The following is a 21,549-nucleotide window of genomic DNA, read 5'->3' as shown; positions in this document are numbered from 1 at the left end:
TAAATTAACAATTCATGTCAAGAAAATGTCAACTTTTTATTCTTTATTTTTTAGAATAAAAATTGAGTGAAGCAAAATAATTCTTCACTCAATCTCATCAACAAAACACAATATTTGATTATTCAGTTTTCATGGCTTCTAACTGACCAATCAGTTTATTCCACATAGGCTTTGGAGCCTTCTCTTTAAATGCTTGAAGAACTAATTCTTCAGTTATTTCATTTACGTTGTTTTTGCTAAGCCATGCTTCTACTTCACGCTTAACAGTAGATTTAAAAATTGAAGGAACAGCATCAAGAATTGTATTAAACATTTTTTGGCTATTTCCCTTCCAAGTTACATTATCCAAACTTCCCATCATTGCCTCCTACTTCTGACCACTTAATGGTCATCATTAATGAAGAAACTGTTGTTACTGGCACTGGATTATCTATAGTGCCAAGCAAAAAGAGCTTGAACTATTTTACTTTGTTCAACAAACTCTATTACATTTATATGCAATGACAAAAAATTTGTTCCTATTATTTTTAATAAAGCTATTCACGTTCTCTTAGAGGACATAACTCGTTGATAATGTTTGACATCTACAATTTAAGCTATTAATTTAAGCTATTTAAGTAGCATCATTAAAACTATAGAAGTTCTTTAATCAGTTCAGCATGGCTTTTTGCTGACAAGTATGACAATGGAACATCGAATACTGTCTTAGCACCAAAGCTTGCTTCTTTGTTCATTCTAACTGCTGCCCTTGCATATGCTACAAGAACATTTCCTGTAAATTCAGGATTGCTGTCTAGTTTAATTGCAAATTCTACAATGTGATTATTCTCATTCTCAAAGCCAGACTTTCCGCTTCTGAATACAAAACCACCGTGAGGCATCTTTGAATGGTCCCTCTTTAACTCTTCTTCAGTAATAAAATGTACAATTGTATTATAATCTGCAAAATAGTTTGGCATATTTTTGATATCAGCTTCTATTTTAGCCTTGTCTGCTCCATCTTCAGCAACAACAAAGCACTCTCTTATATGCTTTTGTCTTGTTGTCAATTCAGGATTGCTGCCTCTTCTTACACTGCTGATTGCTTCATCTATTGGCACTGTGTATTGAATAGCACTTTTTACTCCAGCTACTCTCCTAATAGCATCTGAATGGCCTTGACTAACGCCTTTTCCCCAGAAAGTATAATCATTACCCACTGGTAATATTGCACCAGAGATCATTCTTATCATTGAGAACAAGCCTGGATCCCAGCCTACAGAAATAATGCCTGTTTTCTTTGCAGCAGAAGCAGCATTATTTATTTTCTCAAAATACTCAGGAATCTTTGCATGAGTATCAAAACTATCTACAATATTAAACATTGCAGCAAATTCAGGTCCCTGTACTGGCAAATCAGTTGCAGAGCCTCCGCATAAAATCATTACATCGATGTCATTTACATATTTACTTGCATCCTTAATTTCAACTACCTTAACATTAGGAGTTTTAACAGTTATACTTTCAGGTGCTCTTCTAGTGAAAACAGCGACCAACTCAGTATCAGCATTTTGCTTTATAGCCGCTTCAACTCCTCTTCCAATATTTCCGTATCCTACAATACCTATTCTAATTTTGCTCATCGTTCTACCCCTTATTTAAAAAATTATATTTTAAATCAACTTAAAAATTGTAAAAAAATTGATTTAATTAATATTTTGCATTAAACATTAAACGGTGCAATCAAATCTTCAAAGGTATCTCTGCGTCTAATGAGCACCGCATCACCATTTTCTTTTATAAGAATCTCAGCAGGTCTTAATCTCATATTGTAGTTTGAACTCATAGCAAACCCATAAGCACCTGCATCCATAATACCTAAAATATCGCCTTCTTTTATTACTGGTAAAACTCTATCTTTTGCAATAATGTCTCCGCTTTCGCAGATATTTCCTACTACTGTTACTTCCTCTGTATCGTCTTCATTTAATGGTTTTCCATTCCTATATACTTCTATATCGTGGTGTGAATCATACATTACAGGTCTTGCCAAAACATTAAACCCAATATCTGTACCTACATACTTATGTGCATAATTGTTTTTAGTAGCATAAACGGTTCCCAATAGTACTCCACATTCTGCTACAATATATCTTCCTGGTTCAGATTTGAACAATATCTTTTTGCCATATTTGTCAGTCCACTCTTCTAAAACCTTAGAAAGCTTTTCTCTAAAGCTAACCAAATCTAATGCTGCCTGTCCTTCTTGCTTTTTATAAGGTATTCCAAATCCTCCACCCATATCAACAAACTCTATATCCTCAAACTGCTCTGCTACTGCTAGTATAGATTTTACTCCCTCAATATATGAATCACCTTCCATAAACAGTGAACCAATATGCTGATTTACCCCACATATTTTAAGGTTATACTTTTTAGCAATTTCTTTTACCTGCTCAACACAATCAATATTTACACCAAACTTTGTTTTCTTACCGGCAGTGACAACCTTCTCATGGTGTCCAGCCCCAACTCCAGGATTAAATCTTATGGCTGCCTTCCCGCCTGGATTAATTTTTCCTAAAAGTTCAAGCTGAGAAAGTGAATCCACGCTTACCAAAACTCCATTATCAACTGCATATTTTAGTTCTGCTTCTGATACGTTGTTTGGCACAAAAAACAGTTCTTCTGGCTTGTAACCTGCATATAAAAGCAGCTGAATTTCTCCTGCGGACATAGCATCTGCTCTTAGTCCTTCTTCTCTTACAATTTTAATTATCTGTAGATTTGAGTTTGCCTTAATAGAATAATTTGGTATGAAGTGAGGATAGTCAACCAAATTCTTCATGTCCTTACAACGCTGCCTTAATATTTTCTCGTTGTAAACATATAATGGACTTCCAAATTCCTTTATCAGTTTTTCAGGATTTGAGTTTCCAAAAAAATTTGTTTTCGTTGAATAGTATTCAGTCATTTTAACCTCCACATAATAATCATTTTTTAAGTTAAATTATCTTGTTATCAATCAGTTTAATCTCATTTTTCAATGAATCCTTAATTAAATCAACCAAGTTGTTGTTCATTGAAAATAAACCAGTTGAATTTTCTCCGCTTAGTTGTCCTGTGAAAACATTTGCCGAATCAGTTATAAGTCTAATACTTCCGTAATTCATTTGTGACTTATAGCAAGTCATACCTTCAAATTGGACACCCTCCGATGTAATTATAACAACCTTCAAACCACGCTTTTGAGCCGACTTGAGTTCCTCAATTACATAATCAAGGTGCTCTCTTGAAATTGAAATATAAATCCTATATTGTGCATAATTAATCAAATTTTTAATTTTATTAATTATTTGCTCATCACCGTTAATTGTTATAAATGTATCCTTTGATTTATTAACCTGTGGTATTTCCTCTTCAATAACCTTAATTACTTTATTAAACTTTCTCTTGATATTTTCAGCCAGTTCATTTGAATCTACAGGAGCATACTTTAAGGTCTCTCCATTAATTTTATAAGCTCCGCCTTTATCTGAAAGTCCTGCTAATCCTAGATATGCATTTGACCTTGAAATACCGGTTAATTTAGAAGCTTCATATCCTGTCAATTCACCTTCTCTGCACAAAGTAACATAAAGTATTGATTCATGCTTTGTAAAGCCTGCCTGCATTAAAGCCTCTATAACATCCATTTCAGCTATCCTTTCATCAAAAATCAAGTAAGTTGATAATTAAACACTGCTCATAAAAATAGTGGTTCTATATAAAACCACTATAAACCATTCTTATATTCATGTCAATAATATTTTTTTTTATAATTTACTCCTAATGCAAAGTCACATACGTTAATTATTATCTAATCAGCTTATCTTCTAGCATATGCAGTTCCTCTGGCATTGGTTCAGCTTCTCCATAACGCGCAACGCCATAACATTTTGCCATTAAAGCATTGAAATCACTTGTTTCTGGCAACTTATCAGACATACCCCTGCAAATTTCCTCTGAGGTTGATGACTTGCTTATTTGTACACCTTCTTGCTGAGCTTTATCCTTATAATATTTAAAAAGTCTTCTGGTTTTTGCTATACCGTTTGGCAGCTTATTATATGGTATTTCTCTGACAAACAAGTCTTCAGCCCTCTGACGAATTTTATTTAGCAAATTATTTATATTTTTATTATATAGACTTTGTTTTTCATCAATATGGCCATCCTCATAATATCTTTCTACTGATTGTTCTCCTTTTTTGAACCAGTTAATAATTTTTTTGACCATTGCAAGTAAAGCTTTAAAAATCGAATAAATCACAAAACCTATAAAAGCTATTGTTATTATCAAAATTAACACTTCAGTAATGGCTTGAATTATTCGCCCTAATAATGATTGCTCTGCCTGCTCCATTTGTAATGGCATATTAGGCTGACTTGTACCAGAAATTTCTCCGCTTTCTGCTATTTCAAAGATTTCCCCAAACTTTTTAATAATCTCTGCAATAATATTGATAATTAATTTATATATATTTTGAACCTGTCCTATGGCACTTATCGAAAATAAAATAATCAAAGTAGCAATTGCAAATATTCTATTATTTTTGCGTTGGGTGCTTCCAATGCCCATATTATTACTGCCAAACCTGCGTGAATCATCAGTTTGTTTTATTATAAGGAGAACTACTGACGCAATTGCAGATATAAATACAGTTATATTGCTATACTTTGCAGAAATATCAGCTAAGCCCTTAGTAGCTATAAAAGACAGCAGTATATTGTAAACGAATGCAGCAGCTACAATTTGTACTGCCATACTTCTAATAGGATTCATTTCTTTCTTTACCCTAGTAAAAATAAATATACAGATTGCTGCTAATATAATCATGAATAAATTTAAATTTCCCGATATTATACATGCAAATATAATTGAGCAAGCAGCAGAAATAATTCTATATATAATGGAATTTATTTTTAATTGGCATAAAAAACATGCAGCAACAGTTACAATACATAAACCAAGTGACAGCAAAAAAGCATTCTCAGGTGCAATAAATAATTGAAAAATTGTAAAGCTTATTGGAGTGAAAGCTAAGCAGCCAAGCAAATTTGTCAATAAAAATAAAACTGACATTTACGCCACCTCACTTTCTGCGATAACCCATTTTTCCACTTGATGACCATTGCGACGCAATTCTAATATCTCTTCCTCAATGCTTTCATCAGTATAAAGAGATACTATCAAAATATCTGTATCTTTTGAAATTGTATTTTTCATAGACCTTATCATTGTATGGAAGGAAACAGCTCTGCTAAGCTGCAGCTTTGCCATAGCCTCAAGTATAGTGTATAGCTGTGAATTGCTGCAACGGCTTGGTATATTCACAAATTCTTTTTCCTCCCTAAAATGACCATTTGTGCAAAAGCCTGTCGCAATACCCTGTTTTATTGTTTTTTCAACTATAGCTGCACAGAAATGAATACCATATTCAATTTTCTTACTTTCCTCTTCATTAGGAAACAAATCCTGTCTATTACTTGTATCAATATTGAAAAGTATCATTATATTTGAGTTTGCAGAATAATCATATTTGTATACTTGAAGTCGATTTGTTCTTGCAGATGCCTTCCAATTTATCGAAGACATAGGGTCTCCCGTCTGATATTCACGAACTCCTGCAACTAGAAATGGGTCTGGGTTTATAAAACGGCGTATTACTACATCACCCTGCAACGAATGAAAGCACTGAAGCACTTTATCCTCACTTAGCGGATTGGGATAAACTAATAATCTTGTTTCTCTATTATATGTAACAATTTTAGACATCAATCCAAATATGTCACCAGCAGTAATTGTTACATTTCCCACGTTATAATCTCCCCTTGACAGACAAGTTATTTCATGAGTTCTCTTGATTCTATAAAAAGGCATTATAGAAAATACGCTTCTATGGTATCCACCTTGAGAGGTTTGCATGTTTTTTATGCTGCCAAAACTTAAATTGGGATTAATAAACGACTCTGCCTTCATCCATGCTATAGGAAGAAAATTGTTATTTTCTATTTCCTCAAACATTAATACTTTTTCACCTTCAAATACGGCTCTTTCTGATAATGTTCTTTTATATGTCATTCCTCTCAGGTTAAAAAATTTATATAACAAAACTTCAATAATAACTATTAAAGGCAAGGTAAGTGCAATTTGTAAAAAAAGCATAAGACCTCCTTGTAAAATCTATAAAATTTGCTTGCTTCCTAAAAAACCTTATACATACACAGTGCTTTTTTATGTGCATTTTTAGCGTGCTTTTTTATGATGCCTTTTCCAAGCAGCAAAACCCACAAATGTTTTTGACAATTTTATTAACAATGCTTTTTATCATCAAACTCTGTTTATTCAAGAGGTACTTCTGTATGCTCTATAATGTCCTTAATTATCTTTTCACCAGCATTAATATTTTGACCTGAAAGGCCCTTGGGTATTATTCTATGAGCCAATACTGGCACTGCCATTGCTTTCACATCATCAGGAGTAACAAAGCTTCTTCCACTTATCAATGCCTTCACCTGAATAGCCTTAAGCAGTGCTAAAGAACCTCTTGGGCTAATGCCTAAGTGTACACTTGAATGCCTTCTTGAGGCTTCTGTAATTTTAGTTATATACTCAAAAATATCATCGGATACTTTTACTGTTGAGTAAATTTTTGAAGCTTCTACAATATCTTGAGAAGAAACTACAGCCTTTAACTCTGTCAGTGGACTTTTTTCTTTAAATCTCTTTAGGATGTCTATTTCAGATTTACTATTTGGATAGCCCATTGAGGTTTTAATTAAAAATCTATCTAATTGAGCTTCAGGCAATGGAAAAGTTCCTTGGATTTCTACTGGATTCTGAGTTGCGACAACAAGAAATGGAAGATATAATTCCTTTGTTTCACCATCTATTGTAACCTGCTTTTCCTCCATACATTCTAACATAGCAGACTGAGTACGTGGTGTAGCACGATTAATTTCATCTGCTAACACAATATTTGCAAAAATTGGGCCCGGTCTGAATGTAAACTTGTTTTCTTTTTGATTATAGAAATTAATGCCTGTAACATCTGATGGAAGAAGGTCTGGAGTAAACTGTATTCTTCTAAAATTGCAATCAATTGATGCTGCTAACGCTCTGGCAAATACTGTTTTTCCTGTTCCAGGAACATCCTCTAGAAGCATGTGTCCGCCTGTAATTACACAAATCAATGATAAATCTATTATGTCTTCTTTATCAACAATAACCTTTGAAACATTTTCTCTTATTTTTTCTGCTATTAATCCTATATCCTTTAGTTCCATAATATTATACACACCCTTCACTTTTTTCCTAATTATAACATATTAAAGAAAAATTTAAGGGTTTAATGTTGTTCAATTACGTATTAAATATTGTCATTATTACTCCTTCAACATTCCAAATTGTTATAACGCCTTTATTCAAAATGAAATTTTTCCATTGTAGTAAAATTTCATAGCATCAGCGGCGTTTCAACAAGGCACAAGCCTTTTTACCATCTTAAACAAAGTAGTTCCCACCACCTTTATAATCAGGGGACTTTTTCTTGCTTTGTTATATATTTGCTATAATTTGTATAATTATGTTCAATAGTATTTAAAAATAACTGTACTGCGAACGTCGCCAGCTTAGAATAATTTATAATTTATGTTCATTCAAAATATTTTAATACTATGATAACTCTCCCTGCACTAATAGACTTTATGTGTTGAAAGCTGAGATAGTAAAATTGTGATTAGTGCTATTCCTTCTAGTCAAATATCATTTTACCCTGCCAAATGTAATTGTCTCTTTCTATATTTATCTCTTTCTCTCTTTTTTTAGATGCTTTTTAACTTTAGGTTTGCCAAACAATTCATATATCCCCATAGCAAGCAAAAACACACCGAACACCTTTCTCAATATACTTCCATCCATTGAAAGAGCAATATTTGAACCTATAACTGCTCCTCCTAATCCCAAAAGCAAAATAGGTATTCCAGTTTTGAAATCCACATTTTTATTTTTTATATGAATCACAAGAGCTGCTATAGCAGTGGGAATAAAAAATAACAAATTTACACTCTGCGCCACATGTTGTTCAGGTTTAACAAAAAAAACAAGGGCAGGTATTAGAATCGTACCTCCACCTATTCCCATTCCGCTTACTATTCCTGCTGCTAAACCAATCAGTACAACTATCATTGAGCATTTCCCGCTTTCCTAATCTATAAAATTTAAAAAATCATTTTAAAAGCTGCAATTATAATAAACACTCCAAATATCTTTCTAAGTAATGATGACGGGCATTTATTTAATAAAAATGCTCCTATTGCACCGCCAATAACTCCACCCGTCATGGCCTTCCAAGTTATATTCCAATCCACATAATTGTTTGATAAATAAAAGTATGCGCTCACTAATGTTAATGGAAATATAATGAGCAAGGCTGTTGCATGAGCCTTATGCTCCTCTTCCTCAAGCAAAAACACCATAGCAGGAACAGCTATAGTTCCTCCGCCCGAACCAAAAAGCCCATTTGCTATCCCAGCAGCAAGTCCAATTCCAATATATTTTATAATTTTTATGGTTCTTTTTGAATCAGCCATTTATCCTTTTCCTTTAATAATCTTTATACATAAAAATAGTTTTCAACTTTCCCGCAAAAATCTTTTGATCTATCTTATCAATGGTCTGTTGCAAAAACAACTCGAAAGTATACTTTTTGCTTACATGGTGAACTCTAGAACTAGTATGGGTTGTGTTTATTTAAATTGTATAGGTTGTGTTTACTTAAATAGTTTGGCTCAGTATTTTAGCAGCCTATCACATTCACCATCCATAGTTCATGGTAGTTATTATTCCCTATTATCCGCATAACATAAATAATAATATTTCATGGTATTTATGATACCTATTTCAACATAAAATATATTATTTAGCCTTTGCTGTGTGTGGAAGCGGAGCGGATGGCAGATTTTAAATTCAACATAAAATACATTACTCAACCTTTGCTGTGTATGGAAGCAGAGTAAACGGCAAATTTTAATTCATAATAAAATATATTACATAGCTTTTGCAGATAAAATCTTTAGATACAGACTTTTTTGTTGCAAAAGTCGCAATATTATTTGAATATTATTTGAATACTACTTGAATATTATTGCCAAATTCTATAACCCTTGTATATTTTGCCATTACAAATTATAATTTAATGTGTATGACAAGGGTAAAACCAATTAATTTAATATGAGGTGTATATGGAAAACAATAGTAATAACGGTGTTAATGCCAATAAAAGCAGTGCAGGCACCTACAATTTTCTTTATGGTAAGTTTTTTAGATACGGCTGTTATCTTTTGTTGGGTTTATTGATAATCTTTATGTTCGGAAAAATTGATTTCTTCATTTCTCCAATAAAGAGTTTTATTTACTCAATAATCTTCCCCCTTCTATTCGGAGGAATACTTTATTATGTTTTAAGACCACTTGTACGTTTGCTTGAAAAAATAAAACTTCCACGTATTTTGGCTGTAATAATGTCATTTTTAATTGTACTTTTCATGTTAACTTTATTTTTTACGTATACAGGTGCTGTTATTGGAACCCAGTTCAATGAATTTAGACAAAGCTTACCGTATATATATTCAAAAGCCCAAAACACAATTAACAGTTTTTTAAATAGCAACTTTCTAAGCTATTTCAGCATTCCAGAAATACAAAGCCTAAACTTACCCGAGAAAATCTCTGAAATTGCTGGAAACATTACAAGAAGCTTGGGAACAGGTACTATTAACTTCATTGGGGCTATTACAAACATAGGTTCTATAATAATTATTATCCCTATTGTTTTATTTTACTTCTTGATTGACAGTCATAAATTTTCACCCTATGTTGTCAAATTCGTACCCATAAGACACAAAAGGAATGTCAGAGAAATATTGTCTGATATTGACTTAGTACTTTCTAATTACATTGCTGGTCAGCTTTTAGTAGCTTTCCTAATTGGTATATTAATGTTTATAGGATACTTGATTATTGGTCTTAAATACTCAATTATTCTAGCAATCTTTTCAATGATAACCTGTATAATTCCGTTTTTTGGTCCTTGGCTAGGTATAATACCTGCAATCCTATTGTCCTTTGCCACTGGAAATCCTTTTATGGCACTTAAAGTACTAATAGTGATGATTATTGTACAGCAAATAGATAATAACTTCATTTCACCGCAGGTTATGAAAAAAAGTATGAATATCCACCCACTTACAGTAATTCTCTTGTTGATGGGTATTATTCCTATATTAGGGTTTATAGGATTAATAATAGTCATTCCGCTATATTCAGCTATCAAAGTGACTATTAAAAACATTGTTGAAATGTACTATCCTGAATATGCAAAAACATTAAATTTTGATAACCCCGTTCAGAATGAGAAACAAAAGAAATCATGGAATATACCTCTTCTAAAGAAAAAGTAATGTTATTTTGAATATATAATACAAAATTAGCAACAGTCATATTAGTGTTTATATACTTGATATGGCTGTTTTTATTTACAGCTTAATTTCCCATGATAAATATAAACTTCTAAAAATATATAATTTTTTTATTCTAGTTTAAATAGAGATAATATTATTTTTTATGCATATATATAATTAGGAATACTGGAAGTAATGGGGTGATGAATTCCACGCAATTAGTCTAGGCATTGATACTAAGTTGAAGGCGTGGATATACCTATGCAGAATAAGACATTGAGATTAATTATCATTTCTCTATTTTTAATGTCTTTTTTTATAGTTGCTATATGCTTGAGAGTCAGTAATCAGCATGAATATTCTAAGCAGTGTATTTTTGGAGGCTATCTTAAGCAAACTCCTAAGACCACCGACATAGACATATATGAAAGCAGCTTATCAAGGCAAACCATATCAATTATAAGCAAAAAAATGTCCGATAAAAATGAAATTTTTTTTAGACCCTCAAGGCTTCCAGCAATAAATAATAGCTTTCCTGATATCAACAGTTTTTCAGAGACATTTGAAAATGATACTGTTCCACCTTCACTTATTGATAATCCAGAAAATGCTATAATTAATTATTTCAGTGTCTTACAGCAAGCCTCTAACCTTACTGAAAATAAAAATGGTGGATTTGGCAGCGTAGGATACTCTAAAACTCCATATCCCATTGCTTACAATTTTCTGTCTCAAAACAATAAAAAATCAATGTCATATGATGAATTTTTGACCTCTTTTGAAGGTATAGGTCATATAAATTTACTTAAAGTAATCCCCATTATTACTAATAATAAGAATGAATACAAATACTTTATAGAACTTGAAATACTAGAAGGAAGTAATGTAGGTGTCACAACCTTCAATTATTACACAGGTGAACTCATCCTAACAAAATTGAAGGATTTATACTATATTGATTCTTTATTCTTAATTCCAGAGGACTTCTTTTTTGCGGCTTACCACGGATGGGCACATAACGCAGAGTTGTATGTCGAAATCATTTACGGAAACTGGTGCGGCTTAATAATGAAGCAATATGCTCCAGAGCAAGATGAATACATGAAAAAAATTATTATTGACGGCGTTGATAATAAGAAATACATGTTTGAGTTTGCTAAGCTTACTAATGGCACTGATGTTCTTATAAATTCATTAGTAAAAGAAGACAATGATTGGATTCCAGTAGAAATTGACGTAAAAAAGAAAAATACATAAGCCCATGTAATATACCAAATGATAATAAATGCTAACTTATCGGATTAATGCAGTAACTTTAAATTTATATGTATGAGTTTGGAATATGTTACCAAAAATACTAGTAAAAAAAATCTCACTTTAATTTATAAAAAAATGCTATCGGGATATAACTGCCGTTAGATATCAAAATAATTATGGCAGTTATATCCCATTCTTACATGCATTTTTAAGCTTTCAAGCTATCATATATCTTTCTTGCAAATGCCTTTGCAGCTTTTAAATCTTCTGCATCTGGTTTCTTTCTATTAAAGAATATAAAGTATTTTCCTTGACAAGAAAATGTCTCATCAATAACATTTATTCCTTTTTCCTTTATAAGAGACTTAACAGTTTCTATGGCTCTAGTATCATTTCCGCCTCTTGTACCAAATACTGCTACATTTTTAACCCTATCGGTATTTAATGTTCTTATAAACTCAATCATTTTAGGGTCTGGCTTTCCAGCATATACCCCTGTTCCCAAAAAAAGTAACTGCACATTTTCAGGTGGATATGCAGGAGGTACTTGTTCAGTTTTTAATATTTCTAACTCCTCTGCAATTGCCTCAGCAATTTTTTTAGTATTTCCACCCCTACTGTAATACAAAACCCATGTTTTCATGCTTATCCTCCACAAGTACATTTTATTTGAACCATAAATTGATTCATTAAATTGTTACAAGTTATATTATACAATTTTATCCTTAAAAAGATAAACTATTTTTTTATATTTTCATATTTCCTGTTCAATTTATCAAATAAATCTTGAAAATTCAAGTATATAAATAATAATTTATATTGTACTTACATTAATATTGAAATATCTTCTATCAAAAATACAACTCTGGAGTCTTCAGAATTATAAATGCTGACGGTAAGGATTATGTTGTCAAACAGTTTGGTGACTGCCCAGAATTGTCATCTGCATTAGCCACAGAAGATAGTGCTAAAGTCAGAAAAATACTATTCGAAGATTACAAAGTTGAATTTTCAAATGTAGGTAACCATATACATGATATATATGAGTTGGATAAGGTCGAGCAATTAATATTAGCTAAAGGAAACTGAATATACATAGCTAACATAGAAAGCACTAATTTCATATAGTCTTTATCGAAGTAGTCACTAAAAGAACTGCATACACAATAGTAATTAATGGATATTACCATAACTATATACTGCTTAAAAAGTTAAAAGCAGAGCCATGCAATTAATGCAAGCTCTGCTTTTTATACTTCGTGGTTAAACATCTCTAAGATTTCAATTACTCTTTCTACGGCTCTTTGAGAATTTGACTCCACAGCCTAAGGAAATGTGCTTGCCCAAACATAGCACGGCTACCTATTCTCAGTCTCAAAACAACGCTATCAATTCTATCGCTATTCTTATTGCTCTTCTGACAGCTTTTTATGGATAGCCTCCGCCGCCTTCTTTCCTGCACCCATTGCCAATATAACTGTCGCTGCACCCGTTACCGCATCTCCGCCAGCATAAACTCCAGGCTTACTTGTTGCTCCAGTTTCTTCTTCTACAATAATTCCTCCCCAAGACTGAATATTAAGTCCAGGAGTAGTTTTTGAAATAAGAGGATTAGGTGATTGTCCTATTGCAATTATAACTGTTTCCAAATCTATAATATGCTCTGAACCCTTCTTTTCTATAGGTCTTCTTCTGCCTGATTTATCTGGCTCTCCAAGTTCCATTTCCACACATTCAATTCCTTTAACCCAACCTTCTTCAGTTCCAAGTATCTGTTTAGGATTTGTCAGCACTTTAAAAATTATGCCTTCTTCCTTTGCATGGTGAACCTCTTCTAGTCTTGCAGGCATTTCGGCCTCAGAACGCCTGTAAATTATATATACATTTTCTGCTCCCAGCCTCTTTGCGCTTCTAGCCGCATCCATTGCAACATTTCCTCCGCCCACAACCGCTACATTTTTGCCGACAAACACAGGCGTGTCATTATCTGGAAATTTATATGCACCCATTAAATTTATTCTTGTTAAAAACTCATTAGCCGAATATACGCCATTATAGTTCTCTCCCGGAATTCCCATAAAGCTGGGCAGTCCTGCACCAGAGCCAATGAATACTGCTTTATAGCCTTCATCCTTGAGTTCGTCAATGGAAAATACCTTTCCAATAACCATATTAGTTCTGATATCTACACCCAAATCCTTTACAGTTTGAATTTCCTCTTGAACTAAGGCTTTAGGCAAACGAAACTCAGGTATACCGTACATCAGAACGCCGCCAGGAACATGAAAAGCCTCAAATATAGTTACTTCATAGCCCAACTTTGCAAGATCTCCCGCACAAGTTAAGCCAGCAGGACCTGAACCAACAACTGCCACCTTAATTCCATTACTTTCTGGCTTTTTTACATCCTTATTTACGTTTTTCATATACCAGTCAGCAACAAATCTTTCCAATCTGCCTATACCAACAGACTCACCTTTTTTTGCTCTGACACAAAGCTGCTCACATTGAGTTTCCTGAGGACAAACTCTGCCGCATATTGCAGGTAAACTGTTTGTTTCTTTAATTTTATAATATGCCTCTTCAAACTTTTCAGCTGCAACAAGCTGAATAAACTCTGGTATTTTAACATTTACAGGACAGCCTGAAACACAAGGCTTAGTTTTACAATTGAGGCATCTTTGCGCCTCTTCAACAGCCATTTTTTCTTCATATCCCAAAGCAACCTCTTTAAAATTCTTGTTTCTTATATCAGGCTCTTGCTCTGGCATTTTTACTTTATTTAAAGACATATTAGGCATTTTGTTCACCTCCAAGCTTGCATGCATGTCTGTCTCCCGATTCTTTTTCTTGATTCTTATACATACCTTGTCTTCTCAAGGCTTCATCAAAGTCAATTAAGTGTCCATCAAAATCAGGCCCATCAACACATGCAAATTTTGTTTCTCCGCCAACGGTGAGTCTACATCCGCCACACATTCCTGTACCATCTACCATTATTGAATTCATACTGATAATGGTCTTAATTCCATATTCCTTTGTTAAATTGCTTACAGCCCTCATCATTACCAGTGGGCCAATTGCAATTACCAAATCGTATTTATTTCCCTCATCAATTAATTGCTTTAGCACATTTGTTACAAAGCCCTTATTTCCATTTGAGCCGTCGTCTGTTGCAACTATCAGCCTATTGCTGACTTTTTCCATCTCTTTTTCTAATATAATCAAATCTTTATTTCTGAATCCAGTTATCGCATGAACCTCAGCACCTAATGCATGAAGCTTTTTTGCCTGAGGATAAGCGATGGCAGTACCTAAGCCGCCCCCTACAACGGCTACCTTTTTATATCCATCCAAATGAGAAGCAGTTCCCAAAGGCCCTACAAAATCCAGCAAATAGTCTCCCTCATTCATTTCTGATAAAGCACGCGTAGTCTTACCTACTAACTGATAAATTATAGTTACTGTTCCCTTGTCTCTATCATAATCTGCAACAGTAAGAGGTATTCTCTCACCTGATTCAGATATTCGGAGCATTATAAACTGACCAGGTTCAGCCTTCCTAGCAATAAATGGAGCATCTATTTCCATTAAAACTACAGTAGGGTTTAGTACTTGTTTTTTTACTATTTTAAACATTTTAATACCTCCCATATGAAGAACATAAAATTGCTTGACCCTTTTTATAATTATAGCTTAAATTAACTTATGTCTCAACCCGTTCTATACTGACAAATGCTGCTATTTGCATAACACAGAATTTTACATATTATATGTTATATGCGGTAATAATGATTTTTCAAAATATGTTTGAGTTCTCTTTATCATTCTATTCATGCATTATTTTTCATAATTTATTTATAATTCTCCAACACCAATAGAGTATCATATAGGAAGTTAAGCTTAATTATTCAACTTTCCCAATTGAATAATTGTAGGTGTTAAACTTATCAATGTAAAGTTGAATTAATTATTATAATATCTTACCAATTTCTGTATTAATATTATTTATAATAATGGCATCTAATATTTCTTGTTCAGAAATTACCTTGATAATTCTCATATTTTCATCAAGCACATTTATAATATGAAACATATTGGCATAATCCATTGCCTTTACTACTTCTGAAAGCTTAACATCCTTCATAACAGCAATTTCCCTTATTGGGTAAATGCGTTGCTTCAATATACGAGAACGTCTAAACAACAAATTTTTAATATTCATCAATGCTGTTTCCTTTCTGCTTTCAGTATTACATAGCAAAATATATATACCAATAATCACTAAACTTAAATTGTATAGAGTGTTTTTAAAAATTATCAGCCCCAAAAAAATAATAATAACCGAAAGAATTACAGTTATTATGTTCATATGCTTACTAGCCTTAAAAAGTCCTGAATAATCAGATAGAACTTCCATAGCGATTTTACCGCCATCTAATGGCATTACAGGAAGCAAATTAAAAAATGCCAACCAAATGTTTATATAGACTCCAACAGTGAACTCTATAGGAATAACTTGGCAGGCATATAGAATAAAAAATACAACTGCAAATATTATGTTAACGGATGGTCCAGCTGAATATATAAATATCTTGTTTAATTTCTTACAGCTATAATCTTCTATTGATGCACTAACACCTACTGGTAGAATTCTAAAACAATAAATTCTTGCTCCTTTAATAAATGCAGCCACAATATGTCCTAATTCATGGACAGCAATAAACCCTACTGTTATAAAAAATTGAGCAGTAAAACTGCTTATTATTGCAATTATATAAATTGGAATAGTTAGAATATTAATTCTAAAGGTAATGTTCTTTATTCTTATTTTTATATCCAAATCAGGCATAGAAGCTATTTGCTAATATTCAGATAATTTAGCAGTTTTTCAGGATCAACCGCTTTATTATCTTTCCACACCTCAAAGTGTAGTGAACCTGACAATCCTTCAGTATCCCCAACCTTTGCAATAACATCACCTTGATTAACTTTCTGACCCTTTTTTGCAATAAGTGTTGAACAATATGCGTATATAGTTTTCATTCCATCATTATGCTGCAGCTTAATATAATTTCCATATTCAGGGCTTGATCCCACCTCAATAACTTCACCTGCAAGGGCAGCTTTAATAGATGTTCCCATATTAGCACCAATATCAATACCACTATGGAAACTTGACTTACCAGTTAATGCATCTGTTCTAGTACCAAACAATGACACATATTCACCTTTTATAGGAACTATAAAAGAGTATTTATCAGCTATTGCTTTAATTTCTGAGTCTGATAAAACCTCTATTGTGGATGTATCAGCAATTTGTTCATCAGCAGTGGTATCGTATTTTTTATCTGTTTTATCTATGCTTGAACTAGAATTATTCTCACTAATTAAGTTATCGCTATTTTCACTTATCTCTGAATTGTTGTCAAACTCTTGTTGCTGTTGGCTTCCATCTATAAGATTTTCTGTTTGAAGTCCTTTTTCTGGTAAATTTATGCCTAAAGCAGTAACAATTTTTTTAATATACTTATTTGAATCATAATTTGTAGTAGTAACAACATTTACTTTAGCAACAAGAGACTTAGTTGCAGGAGTATTTGCTGCTTTACATAATGCAAAAATAGACAGAAATACTACAACAACAAGCAACTGTACTGCTACTTTTATTGATAGTAAATCATTATCAGGCTCTCTTCTTCTATTTCTTTGAGTACCTGTCTGGCGTGAGTACTTTGGTCTCATCGTTATTTCATTCAATCCCCCTCACCCTTTCTTTAGCATATCATCAATTTTGGGTCATGCCTCTCTACATTATATTTTTCTCAATCTAATTATATTCCTAATTTAAATACCTAGTATCAAAATGAAATTTAAGATTTATTTTAGATTGCAGATAAATTATTAAGCACAGAAAAATTATTAAAAAAAGCCCAGACAAAGGGAGTTCAACTTAGGGATTTACAAAAACAAGTAAATTTTTGACCGACTCTCTTCAAGCGGAACAATAAACGCCACTGAACAAAAAATTCAGTGGCGCTTATTGTTTATAATTAACCTTTTAAGGCTTCGCTGTTACGGGGGAAGGTAAGCTTAAAAGTAGTGCCTGTATTCTCCTTGCTATTCATATCAATAGTAATTTCGTGTAGCATTGCGCCATGCTTTACGATAGAGAGTCCGAGTCCTGTGCCGCCAATTTCTTTTGATCTGCTTTTATCGATCCGATAAAACCGTTCAAATATGTGGGGCCGGTGTTCTGCCGGAATACCTATGCCAGTATCGCTTACAGTAACAACAGGCTTATAGTCCTTATAGTCTATTCTCACGGCAACGTTACCACCCGCAATGTTATATTTAATTGCGTTATCGCATAAGTTATACAGCATTCCATCAAGTACTTTTCTGTAACCGGAAACTACAATATGTTCACCATGAACAGAAAGAGTAATCTCCTTCTTGTCTGCTATCGATTTAAGTCTACTTAGAGCATCCTCGGCCAAGGAATAAAGATCAACTGGCTCTTTATCGGACAACTTTGCCTTCTCATCGAGTTGTGACAGTTCCAGTATATCGTCTATAAGTGAAAGCAGCCTGCTTGCCTCATAATGTATGCGCCCTGCAAACCTCTGCATATCTTCTGGTTTTGTGAGACCGTTTTTCATAATTTCTGCATAACCTAATATAGAAGTAAGCGGCGTCTTTAATTCATGTGATACATTTGCAGTGAATTCTCTTCGGCTACGTTCAGCGCTGTGCTTGTCGGTGACATCAAGCAATAGTATAACAGCCCCGAGCGTTCTAGCTTTGGATACTACAGGACTACCCAACAGTTGATAATGTTTGTTGTTAATCGTAAGAAGTGCTTCTGTGTTTATTCCATTTATTGCTCCCTCAAAAACCCTGTACATGGGAACAGATCGATTTACAGATAGAATATGGTTACCAATAGTTTTTTCAATGTCCGCCTGAAATATTTTAACAGCGCTTTCATTTATGGAAAGTATGTTACCTTTAGCGGATAGCAGGATTAATCCTTCGCGCATATTTTTTGTCACTACGTTAAATTCTCGTTGCTTTTCGGTGATCTCCAACATCTGTTTTTTTATATCTTTATTCTGCTGCTCTATACGCGTAAGGAGCGGACTTAGCTCGTCGTATATATCATTATTAAACGGGGAGTCGAGATTCAGTGCGTTTATAGGAGCTGTTATGTGCTTTGCCATATACCGTGCAATAAGATAAGAAAGCAGCGCGGTACTTAATATTATTATGAGCAGCATCGGCAGTACATCCCACAACATCCCCAGCACGCTGCTTTGAGTTTTTGATACACGTAGTATATTGCCTTCATGTATTTTTAGTGCGTAGTATATCGTCATTTGAGACAGTGTATCTGAATAGCGATAGCTTTCCCCTTCACCAGTCATCAGTGCTTCTGCAATTTCCGACCTGTTGGCATGGTTCTCCATTGAAGACGCATCTGCCATGTTGTCATACATTACTGAACCGTTTTCAGCAATTAAGGTGATTCTATCACCAGAGTAAACTTGCTTTAAAAACTCTCCCCCGGTTTGTTTTTGCGTAATTAAGTCTGAAATATAGGCTGCTTCAATTTTAAGCTCATTTATAGCGTCAGTTTCATATATTCTATAAAGTGTAATCACAATAAAAGCCGAAGCAAAAATGAGAGCGGCTAAAGAGGTTAAAAAGATGCTTCTGAATATACGCTTTGTCACGTTATTACCCCCCCAAAACGATATCCTACGCCTCTTATGGTATCTATCAGGTTCCCGTACTCTCCGAGCTTTTGACGTAACGTTGTGATGTGAACATCAACCGTCCTTGTACCACCATCATAACTGAAATCCCATATCGATTCTAATATTTGTTCTCGTGTTAACACAATCCCGCGGTTTGCCATTAGTAAGTAAAGCAGTTCGAATTCTTTTAGAGTAAGTGTTATATTTTTATTGTTTACTGTAACAATATGTTTCTGCCGATCTACAACAAGTCCCCCTTCTTTCAATATTTCAGGTGATGAATTCAAGTTGGTTCGGCGCAGCAGTGCCCTTACTCTTGCTACAAGCTCCATCATACCAAACGGTTTTGCTATATAGTCGTCCGCACCCGAATCAAGGCCAATAACTTTATCATATTCAGTACCTCTTGCTGTAACCATGATAACAGGAATCACAGCGGTTTTTTTATTTGTTTTCAGTACCTTCAATATGGATAATCCATCATCACCTGGAAGCATAATGTCAAGAAGCACAAGAGCAGGTGACTGCTTTTTACTTGCGGCATAAAACTCATCAGCGTTCTTGACCCCCAGCGCTTCAAATCCCGATTGGTTTAGCGTATAAACAACGAGATCTCGTATGTTGTCGTCATCTTCAACATAATAAATCATATCAGTTCTCCCTTATGCTTACCTGTTATAGAAAACTCTACCCATTCAGCTATGTTTTGAGCATGATCACCAATACGCTCAAAATATTTTGCCACCATAAGCAAATCTATTGCCTGCTCGCCGTTTTCTGCTTTTTCATGTATGCGTTCTATGAGTTCATTTTTTACAATTACAAAAAGGTTATCTATAATATCATCCATATCTATGATTTCTTTTGTAAGCGCAAGATCTTTTCTCACATAAGCATCTATACTGCCTTTGACCATTCTGATGGCTGCATCTGCCATTTGAGGAAGATGCTCAAGTCTTTTAATATAAGGTGTCCCCGCTAGATAAATGACAATACCAGATATGTCTGCGGCTTGGTCGCCTATGCGTTCCATGTCGGTTATCATCTTAAGCGCGGCAGATATCTGGCGGAGATCTCGCGCAACAGGCTGCTGCTGTAACAACAATCTAAGACATAACGATTCTATGTCTTTCTCCTTCTGATCTACTTCTTTATCGAATTCTATAGCTTTGTTAGCGGCATCAACATCCTGCGTTAGAAGGGCTTGAGACGCACTTTTGATAGCATGCTCTATAAGTGCGCCCATTTCGAGTAATTCTTTATTCAACAGTTCAAGCTGCTCATCAAAACGGCTTCTCATCATCCAAACCTCCCTGTAATGTAATCCTCGGTGCGTTTATCCTTTGGCACCGAGAAAAGGCTTTCTGTATTTCCAAATTCTATTACTTCGCCCAATAAAAAGAATGCAGTTTTGTCTGAAATCCTTACAGCCTGCTGCATGTTGTGCGTCACTATCACAATAGTATACTTTTCTTTTAATGTTATAGCAAGTTCTTCTATTTTGGATGTTGATATCGGGTCAAGAGCACTTGTTGGCTCATCCATCAACAATACCTCCGGCTCAACTGCTAATGCTCTTGCTATGCAAAGGCGCTGCTGCTGTCCGCCCGATATCCCCAGAGCGTCTTTTTTTAATCTGTCTTTCAGTTCTTCCCAAATAGCGGCATCGCGCAAAGAACGTTCAACAATATCGTTAAGCTTTGCTTTGCTGCGAACACCATGCGTGCGTGGGCCAAATGCCACATTGTCATATATGCTCATAGGAAAAGGATTTGGCTTTTGAAAAACCATGCCTACACGTTTGCGAAGCATCGAAGTATCCATATTGCCATAAACATTCTCTCCGTCAAGCAGCACTTCTCCCTTTATCTTGCATCCTTCAACAAGGTCATTCATACGATTAATCGTTTTAAGTAGCGTACTTTTTCCGCATCCAGATGGTCCTATAAAAGCAGTTATTTCGTTGGCTTCAATAGAAAGCGTAACATCCTTCAAAGCCTGAAATGAGTCATAAAAGAGGTTTAAATCTTTTATATCAATCTTTCCCATAT

At 34.0% G+C, this 21,549-nt stretch carries 20 protein-coding genes; 2 read left to right on the top strand and 18 right to left on the bottom strand.

Annotation, left to right across the window (positions count from 1 at the left end):
- Positions 1-118: 118 nt before the first annotated feature.
- From EHE19_RS06355 to EHE19_RS06315, 9 genes are all read right to left on the bottom strand, one after another.
- Positions 119-358, bottom strand: coding sequence for a hypothetical protein (locus EHE19_RS06355; protein WP_244648345.1), 240 nt, complete (start codon positions 356-358; stop codon positions 119-121).
- A 274-nt stretch (positions 359-632) separates the two neighbouring features.
- A complete protein-coding gene (locus tag EHE19_RS06350) occupies positions 633-1,622 on the bottom strand; it encodes a diaminopimelate dehydrogenase (RefSeq protein WP_137698508.1) in 990 nt (329 codons plus the stop codon).
- 80 nt (positions 1,623-1,702) lie between these two features.
- On the bottom strand, positions 1,703-2,953 hold the full coding sequence (gene lysA / locus EHE19_RS06345) for a diaminopimelate decarboxylase (RefSeq protein ID WP_137698509.1): 1,251 nt from the start codon (positions 2,951-2,953) through the stop codon (positions 1,703-1,705).
- A 31-nt stretch (positions 2,954-2,984) separates the two neighbouring features.
- Positions 2,985-3,674 (bottom strand): TrmB family transcriptional regulator, encoded by a 690-nt coding sequence (locus tag EHE19_RS06340; protein WP_137698510.1) that lies wholly within the window; start codon positions 3,672-3,674, stop codon positions 2,985-2,987.
- A 160-nt stretch (positions 3,675-3,834) separates the two neighbouring features.
- Positions 3,835-5,103, bottom strand: a complete 1,269-nt coding sequence (locus EHE19_RS06335) for a hypothetical protein (protein ID WP_137698511.1) — start codon at positions 5,101-5,103, stop codon at positions 3,835-3,837.
- The gene (locus tag EHE19_RS06330) at positions 5,104-6,186 is read right to left on the bottom strand and encodes a DUF58 domain-containing protein (RefSeq protein ID WP_137698512.1); all 1,083 of its coding nucleotides are present in this window, start codon (positions 6,184-6,186) and stop codon (positions 5,104-5,106) included.
- A 176-nt stretch (positions 6,187-6,362) separates the two neighbouring features.
- Positions 6,363-7,307 (bottom strand): AAA family ATPase, encoded by a 945-nt coding sequence (locus tag EHE19_RS06325; protein ID WP_137698513.1) that lies wholly within the window; start codon positions 7,305-7,307, stop codon positions 6,363-6,365.
- Between the two features lie 517 nt (positions 7,308-7,824).
- Complete coding sequence (locus tag EHE19_RS06320; protein ID WP_137698514.1) at positions 7,825-8,208, bottom strand: sulfite exporter TauE/SafE family protein; 384 nt, start codon at positions 8,206-8,208, stop codon at positions 7,825-7,827.
- Between the two features lie 32 nt (positions 8,209-8,240).
- Positions 8,241-8,612 (bottom strand): sulfite exporter TauE/SafE family protein, encoded by a 372-nt coding sequence (locus tag EHE19_RS06315; RefSeq protein WP_137698515.1) that lies wholly within the window; start codon positions 8,610-8,612, stop codon positions 8,241-8,243.
- 651 nt (positions 8,613-9,263) lie between these two features.
- Here EHE19_RS06315 and EHE19_RS06310 point away from each other — a divergent pair.
- Both EHE19_RS06310 and EHE19_RS06305 read left to right on the top strand, forming a co-directional pair.
- The gene (locus EHE19_RS06310; RefSeq protein WP_137698516.1) at positions 9,264-10,481 is read left to right on the top strand and encodes an AI-2E family transporter; all 1,218 of its coding nucleotides are present in this window, start codon (positions 9,264-9,266) and stop codon (positions 10,479-10,481) included.
- A gap of 261 nt (positions 10,482-10,742) precedes the next feature.
- The gene (locus EHE19_RS06305) at positions 10,743-11,738 is read left to right on the top strand and encodes a hypothetical protein (protein WP_137698517.1); all 996 of its coding nucleotides are present in this window, start codon (positions 10,743-10,745) and stop codon (positions 11,736-11,738) included.
- Positions 11,739-11,946: 208 nt separating this feature from the next.
- Here EHE19_RS06305 and EHE19_RS06300 read toward each other — a convergent pair whose 3' ends face one another.
- The 9 genes from EHE19_RS06300 to pstB all read right to left on the bottom strand — a co-directional run bounded on the left by EHE19_RS06300 (position 11,947) and on the right by pstB (position 21,547).
- Positions 11,947-12,381 carry a flavodoxin family protein gene (locus tag EHE19_RS06300; RefSeq protein ID WP_137698518.1) on the bottom strand — a complete coding sequence of 145 codons (435 nt, stop codon included), beginning with the start codon at positions 12,379-12,381 and terminating at the stop codon, positions 11,947-11,949.
- A gap of 763 nt (positions 12,382-13,144) precedes the next feature.
- Positions 13,145-14,539 (bottom strand): NADPH-dependent glutamate synthase, encoded by a 1,395-nt coding sequence (gene gltA / locus EHE19_RS06290; RefSeq protein WP_137698519.1) that lies wholly within the window; start codon positions 14,537-14,539, stop codon positions 13,145-13,147.
- A complete protein-coding gene (locus EHE19_RS06285; protein ID WP_137698520.1) occupies positions 14,532-15,377 on the bottom strand; it encodes a sulfide/dihydroorotate dehydrogenase-like FAD/NAD-binding protein in 846 nt (281 codons plus the stop codon). Before EHE19_RS06285 ends, gltA begins: the two co-directional genes overlap by 8 nt.
- Positions 15,378-15,711: 334 nt before the next feature.
- Entirely contained in the window at positions 15,712-16,590 is an 879-nt protein-coding gene (locus EHE19_RS06280; RefSeq protein ID WP_137698521.1) for a site-2 protease family protein, read from the bottom strand.
- Positions 16,591-16,595: 5 nt separating this feature from the next.
- The gene (locus tag EHE19_RS06275) at positions 16,596-17,498 is read right to left on the bottom strand and encodes a M23 family metallopeptidase (protein ID WP_137698522.1); all 903 of its coding nucleotides are present in this window, start codon (positions 17,496-17,498) and stop codon (positions 16,596-16,598) included.
- Between the two features lie 293 nt (positions 17,499-17,791).
- Positions 17,792-19,474, bottom strand: a complete 1,683-nt coding sequence (locus EHE19_RS06270) for a sensor histidine kinase (protein ID WP_137698523.1) — start codon at positions 19,472-19,474, stop codon at positions 17,792-17,794.
- Positions 19,471-20,148 carry a winged helix-turn-helix domain-containing protein gene (locus EHE19_RS06265; RefSeq protein WP_137698524.1) on the bottom strand — a complete coding sequence of 226 codons (678 nt, stop codon included), beginning with the start codon at positions 20,146-20,148 and terminating at the stop codon, positions 19,471-19,473. The genes EHE19_RS06270 and EHE19_RS06265 overlap by 4 nt, the downstream gene beginning before the upstream one ends.
- Entirely contained in the window at positions 20,145-20,798 is a 654-nt protein-coding gene (gene phoU / locus EHE19_RS06260) for a phosphate signaling complex protein PhoU (protein ID WP_137698532.1), read from the bottom strand. The genes EHE19_RS06265 and phoU overlap by 4 nt, the downstream gene beginning before the upstream one ends.
- Entirely contained in the window at positions 20,798-21,547 is a 750-nt protein-coding gene (gene pstB / locus EHE19_RS06255) for a phosphate ABC transporter ATP-binding protein PstB (RefSeq protein WP_137698525.1), read from the bottom strand. The genes phoU and pstB overlap by 1 nt, the downstream gene beginning before the upstream one ends.
- Positions 21,548-21,549 lie beyond the last annotated feature (2 nt).

The sequence above is a fragment of the Ruminiclostridium herbifermentans genome, assembly GCF_005473905.2.
Taxonomy (GTDB): Bacteria; Bacillota; Clostridia; order Acetivibrionales; family DSM-1351; genus Ruminiclostridium; species Ruminiclostridium herbifermentans.
This window is presented reverse-complemented; position numbering and strand designations above follow the sequence as displayed.

What these genes read in the sequence shown, in the direction of transcription:
- EHE19_RS06265 (WP_137698524.1), bottom strand. Translation starts at nt 20,148, where the DNA reads ATGATTTATTATGTTGAAGATGACGACAACATACGAGATCTCGTTGTT.
- EHE19_RS06330 (WP_137698512.1), bottom strand. Translation starts at nt 6,186, where the DNA reads ATGCTTTTTTTACAAATTGCACTTACCTTGCCTTTAATAGTTATTATT.
- pstB (WP_137698525.1), bottom strand. Translation starts at nt 21,547, where the DNA reads ATGGGAAAGATTGATATAAAAGATTTAAACCTCTTTTATGACTCATTT.
- gltA (WP_137698519.1), bottom strand. Translation starts at nt 14,539, where the DNA reads ATGCCTAATATGTCTTTAAATAAAGTAAAAATGCCAGAGCAAGAGCCT.
- EHE19_RS06315 (WP_137698515.1), bottom strand. Translation starts at nt 8,612, where the DNA reads ATGGCTGATTCAAAAAGAACCATAAAAATTATAAAATATATTGGAATT.
- lysA (WP_137698509.1), bottom strand. Translation starts at nt 2,953, where the DNA reads ATGACTGAATACTATTCAACGAAAACAAATTTTTTTGGAAACTCAAAT.
- phoU (WP_137698532.1), bottom strand. Translation starts at nt 20,798, where the DNA reads ATGAGAAGCCGTTTTGATGAGCAGCTTGAACTGTTGAATAAAGAATTA.
- EHE19_RS06280 (WP_137698521.1), bottom strand. Translation starts at nt 16,590, where the DNA reads ATGCCTGATTTGGATATAAAAATAAGAATAAAGAACATTACCTTTAGA.
- EHE19_RS06300 (WP_137698518.1), bottom strand. Translation starts at nt 12,381, where the DNA reads ATGAAAACATGGGTTTTGTATTACAGTAGGGGTGGAAATACTAAAAAA.
- EHE19_RS06285 (WP_137698520.1), bottom strand. Translation starts at nt 15,377, where the DNA reads ATGTTTAAAATAGTAAAAAAACAAGTACTAAACCCTACTGTAGTTTTA.
- EHE19_RS06320 (WP_137698514.1), bottom strand. Translation starts at nt 8,208, where the DNA reads ATGATAGTTGTACTGATTGGTTTAGCAGCAGGAATAGTAAGCGGAATG.
- EHE19_RS06310 (WP_137698516.1), top strand. Translation starts at nt 9,264, where the DNA reads ATGGAAAACAATAGTAATAACGGTGTTAATGCCAATAAAAGCAGTGCA.
- EHE19_RS06350 (WP_137698508.1), bottom strand. Translation starts at nt 1,622, where the DNA reads ATGAGCAAAATTAGAATAGGTATTGTAGGATACGGAAATATTGGAAGA.
- EHE19_RS06340 (WP_137698510.1), bottom strand. Translation starts at nt 3,674, where the DNA reads ATGGATGTTATAGAGGCTTTAATGCAGGCAGGCTTTACAAAGCATGAA.
- EHE19_RS06335 (WP_137698511.1), bottom strand. Translation starts at nt 5,103, where the DNA reads ATGTCAGTTTTATTTTTATTGACAAATTTGCTTGGCTGCTTAGCTTTC.
- EHE19_RS06305 (WP_137698517.1), top strand. Translation starts at nt 10,743, where the DNA reads ATGCAGAATAAGACATTGAGATTAATTATCATTTCTCTATTTTTAATG.
- EHE19_RS06355 (WP_244648345.1), bottom strand. Translation starts at nt 358, where the DNA reads ATGGGAAGTTTGGATAATGTAACTTGGAAGGGAAATAGCCAAAAAATG.
- EHE19_RS06325 (WP_137698513.1), bottom strand. Translation starts at nt 7,307, where the DNA reads ATGGAACTAAAGGATATAGGATTAATAGCAGAAAAAATAAGAGAAAAT.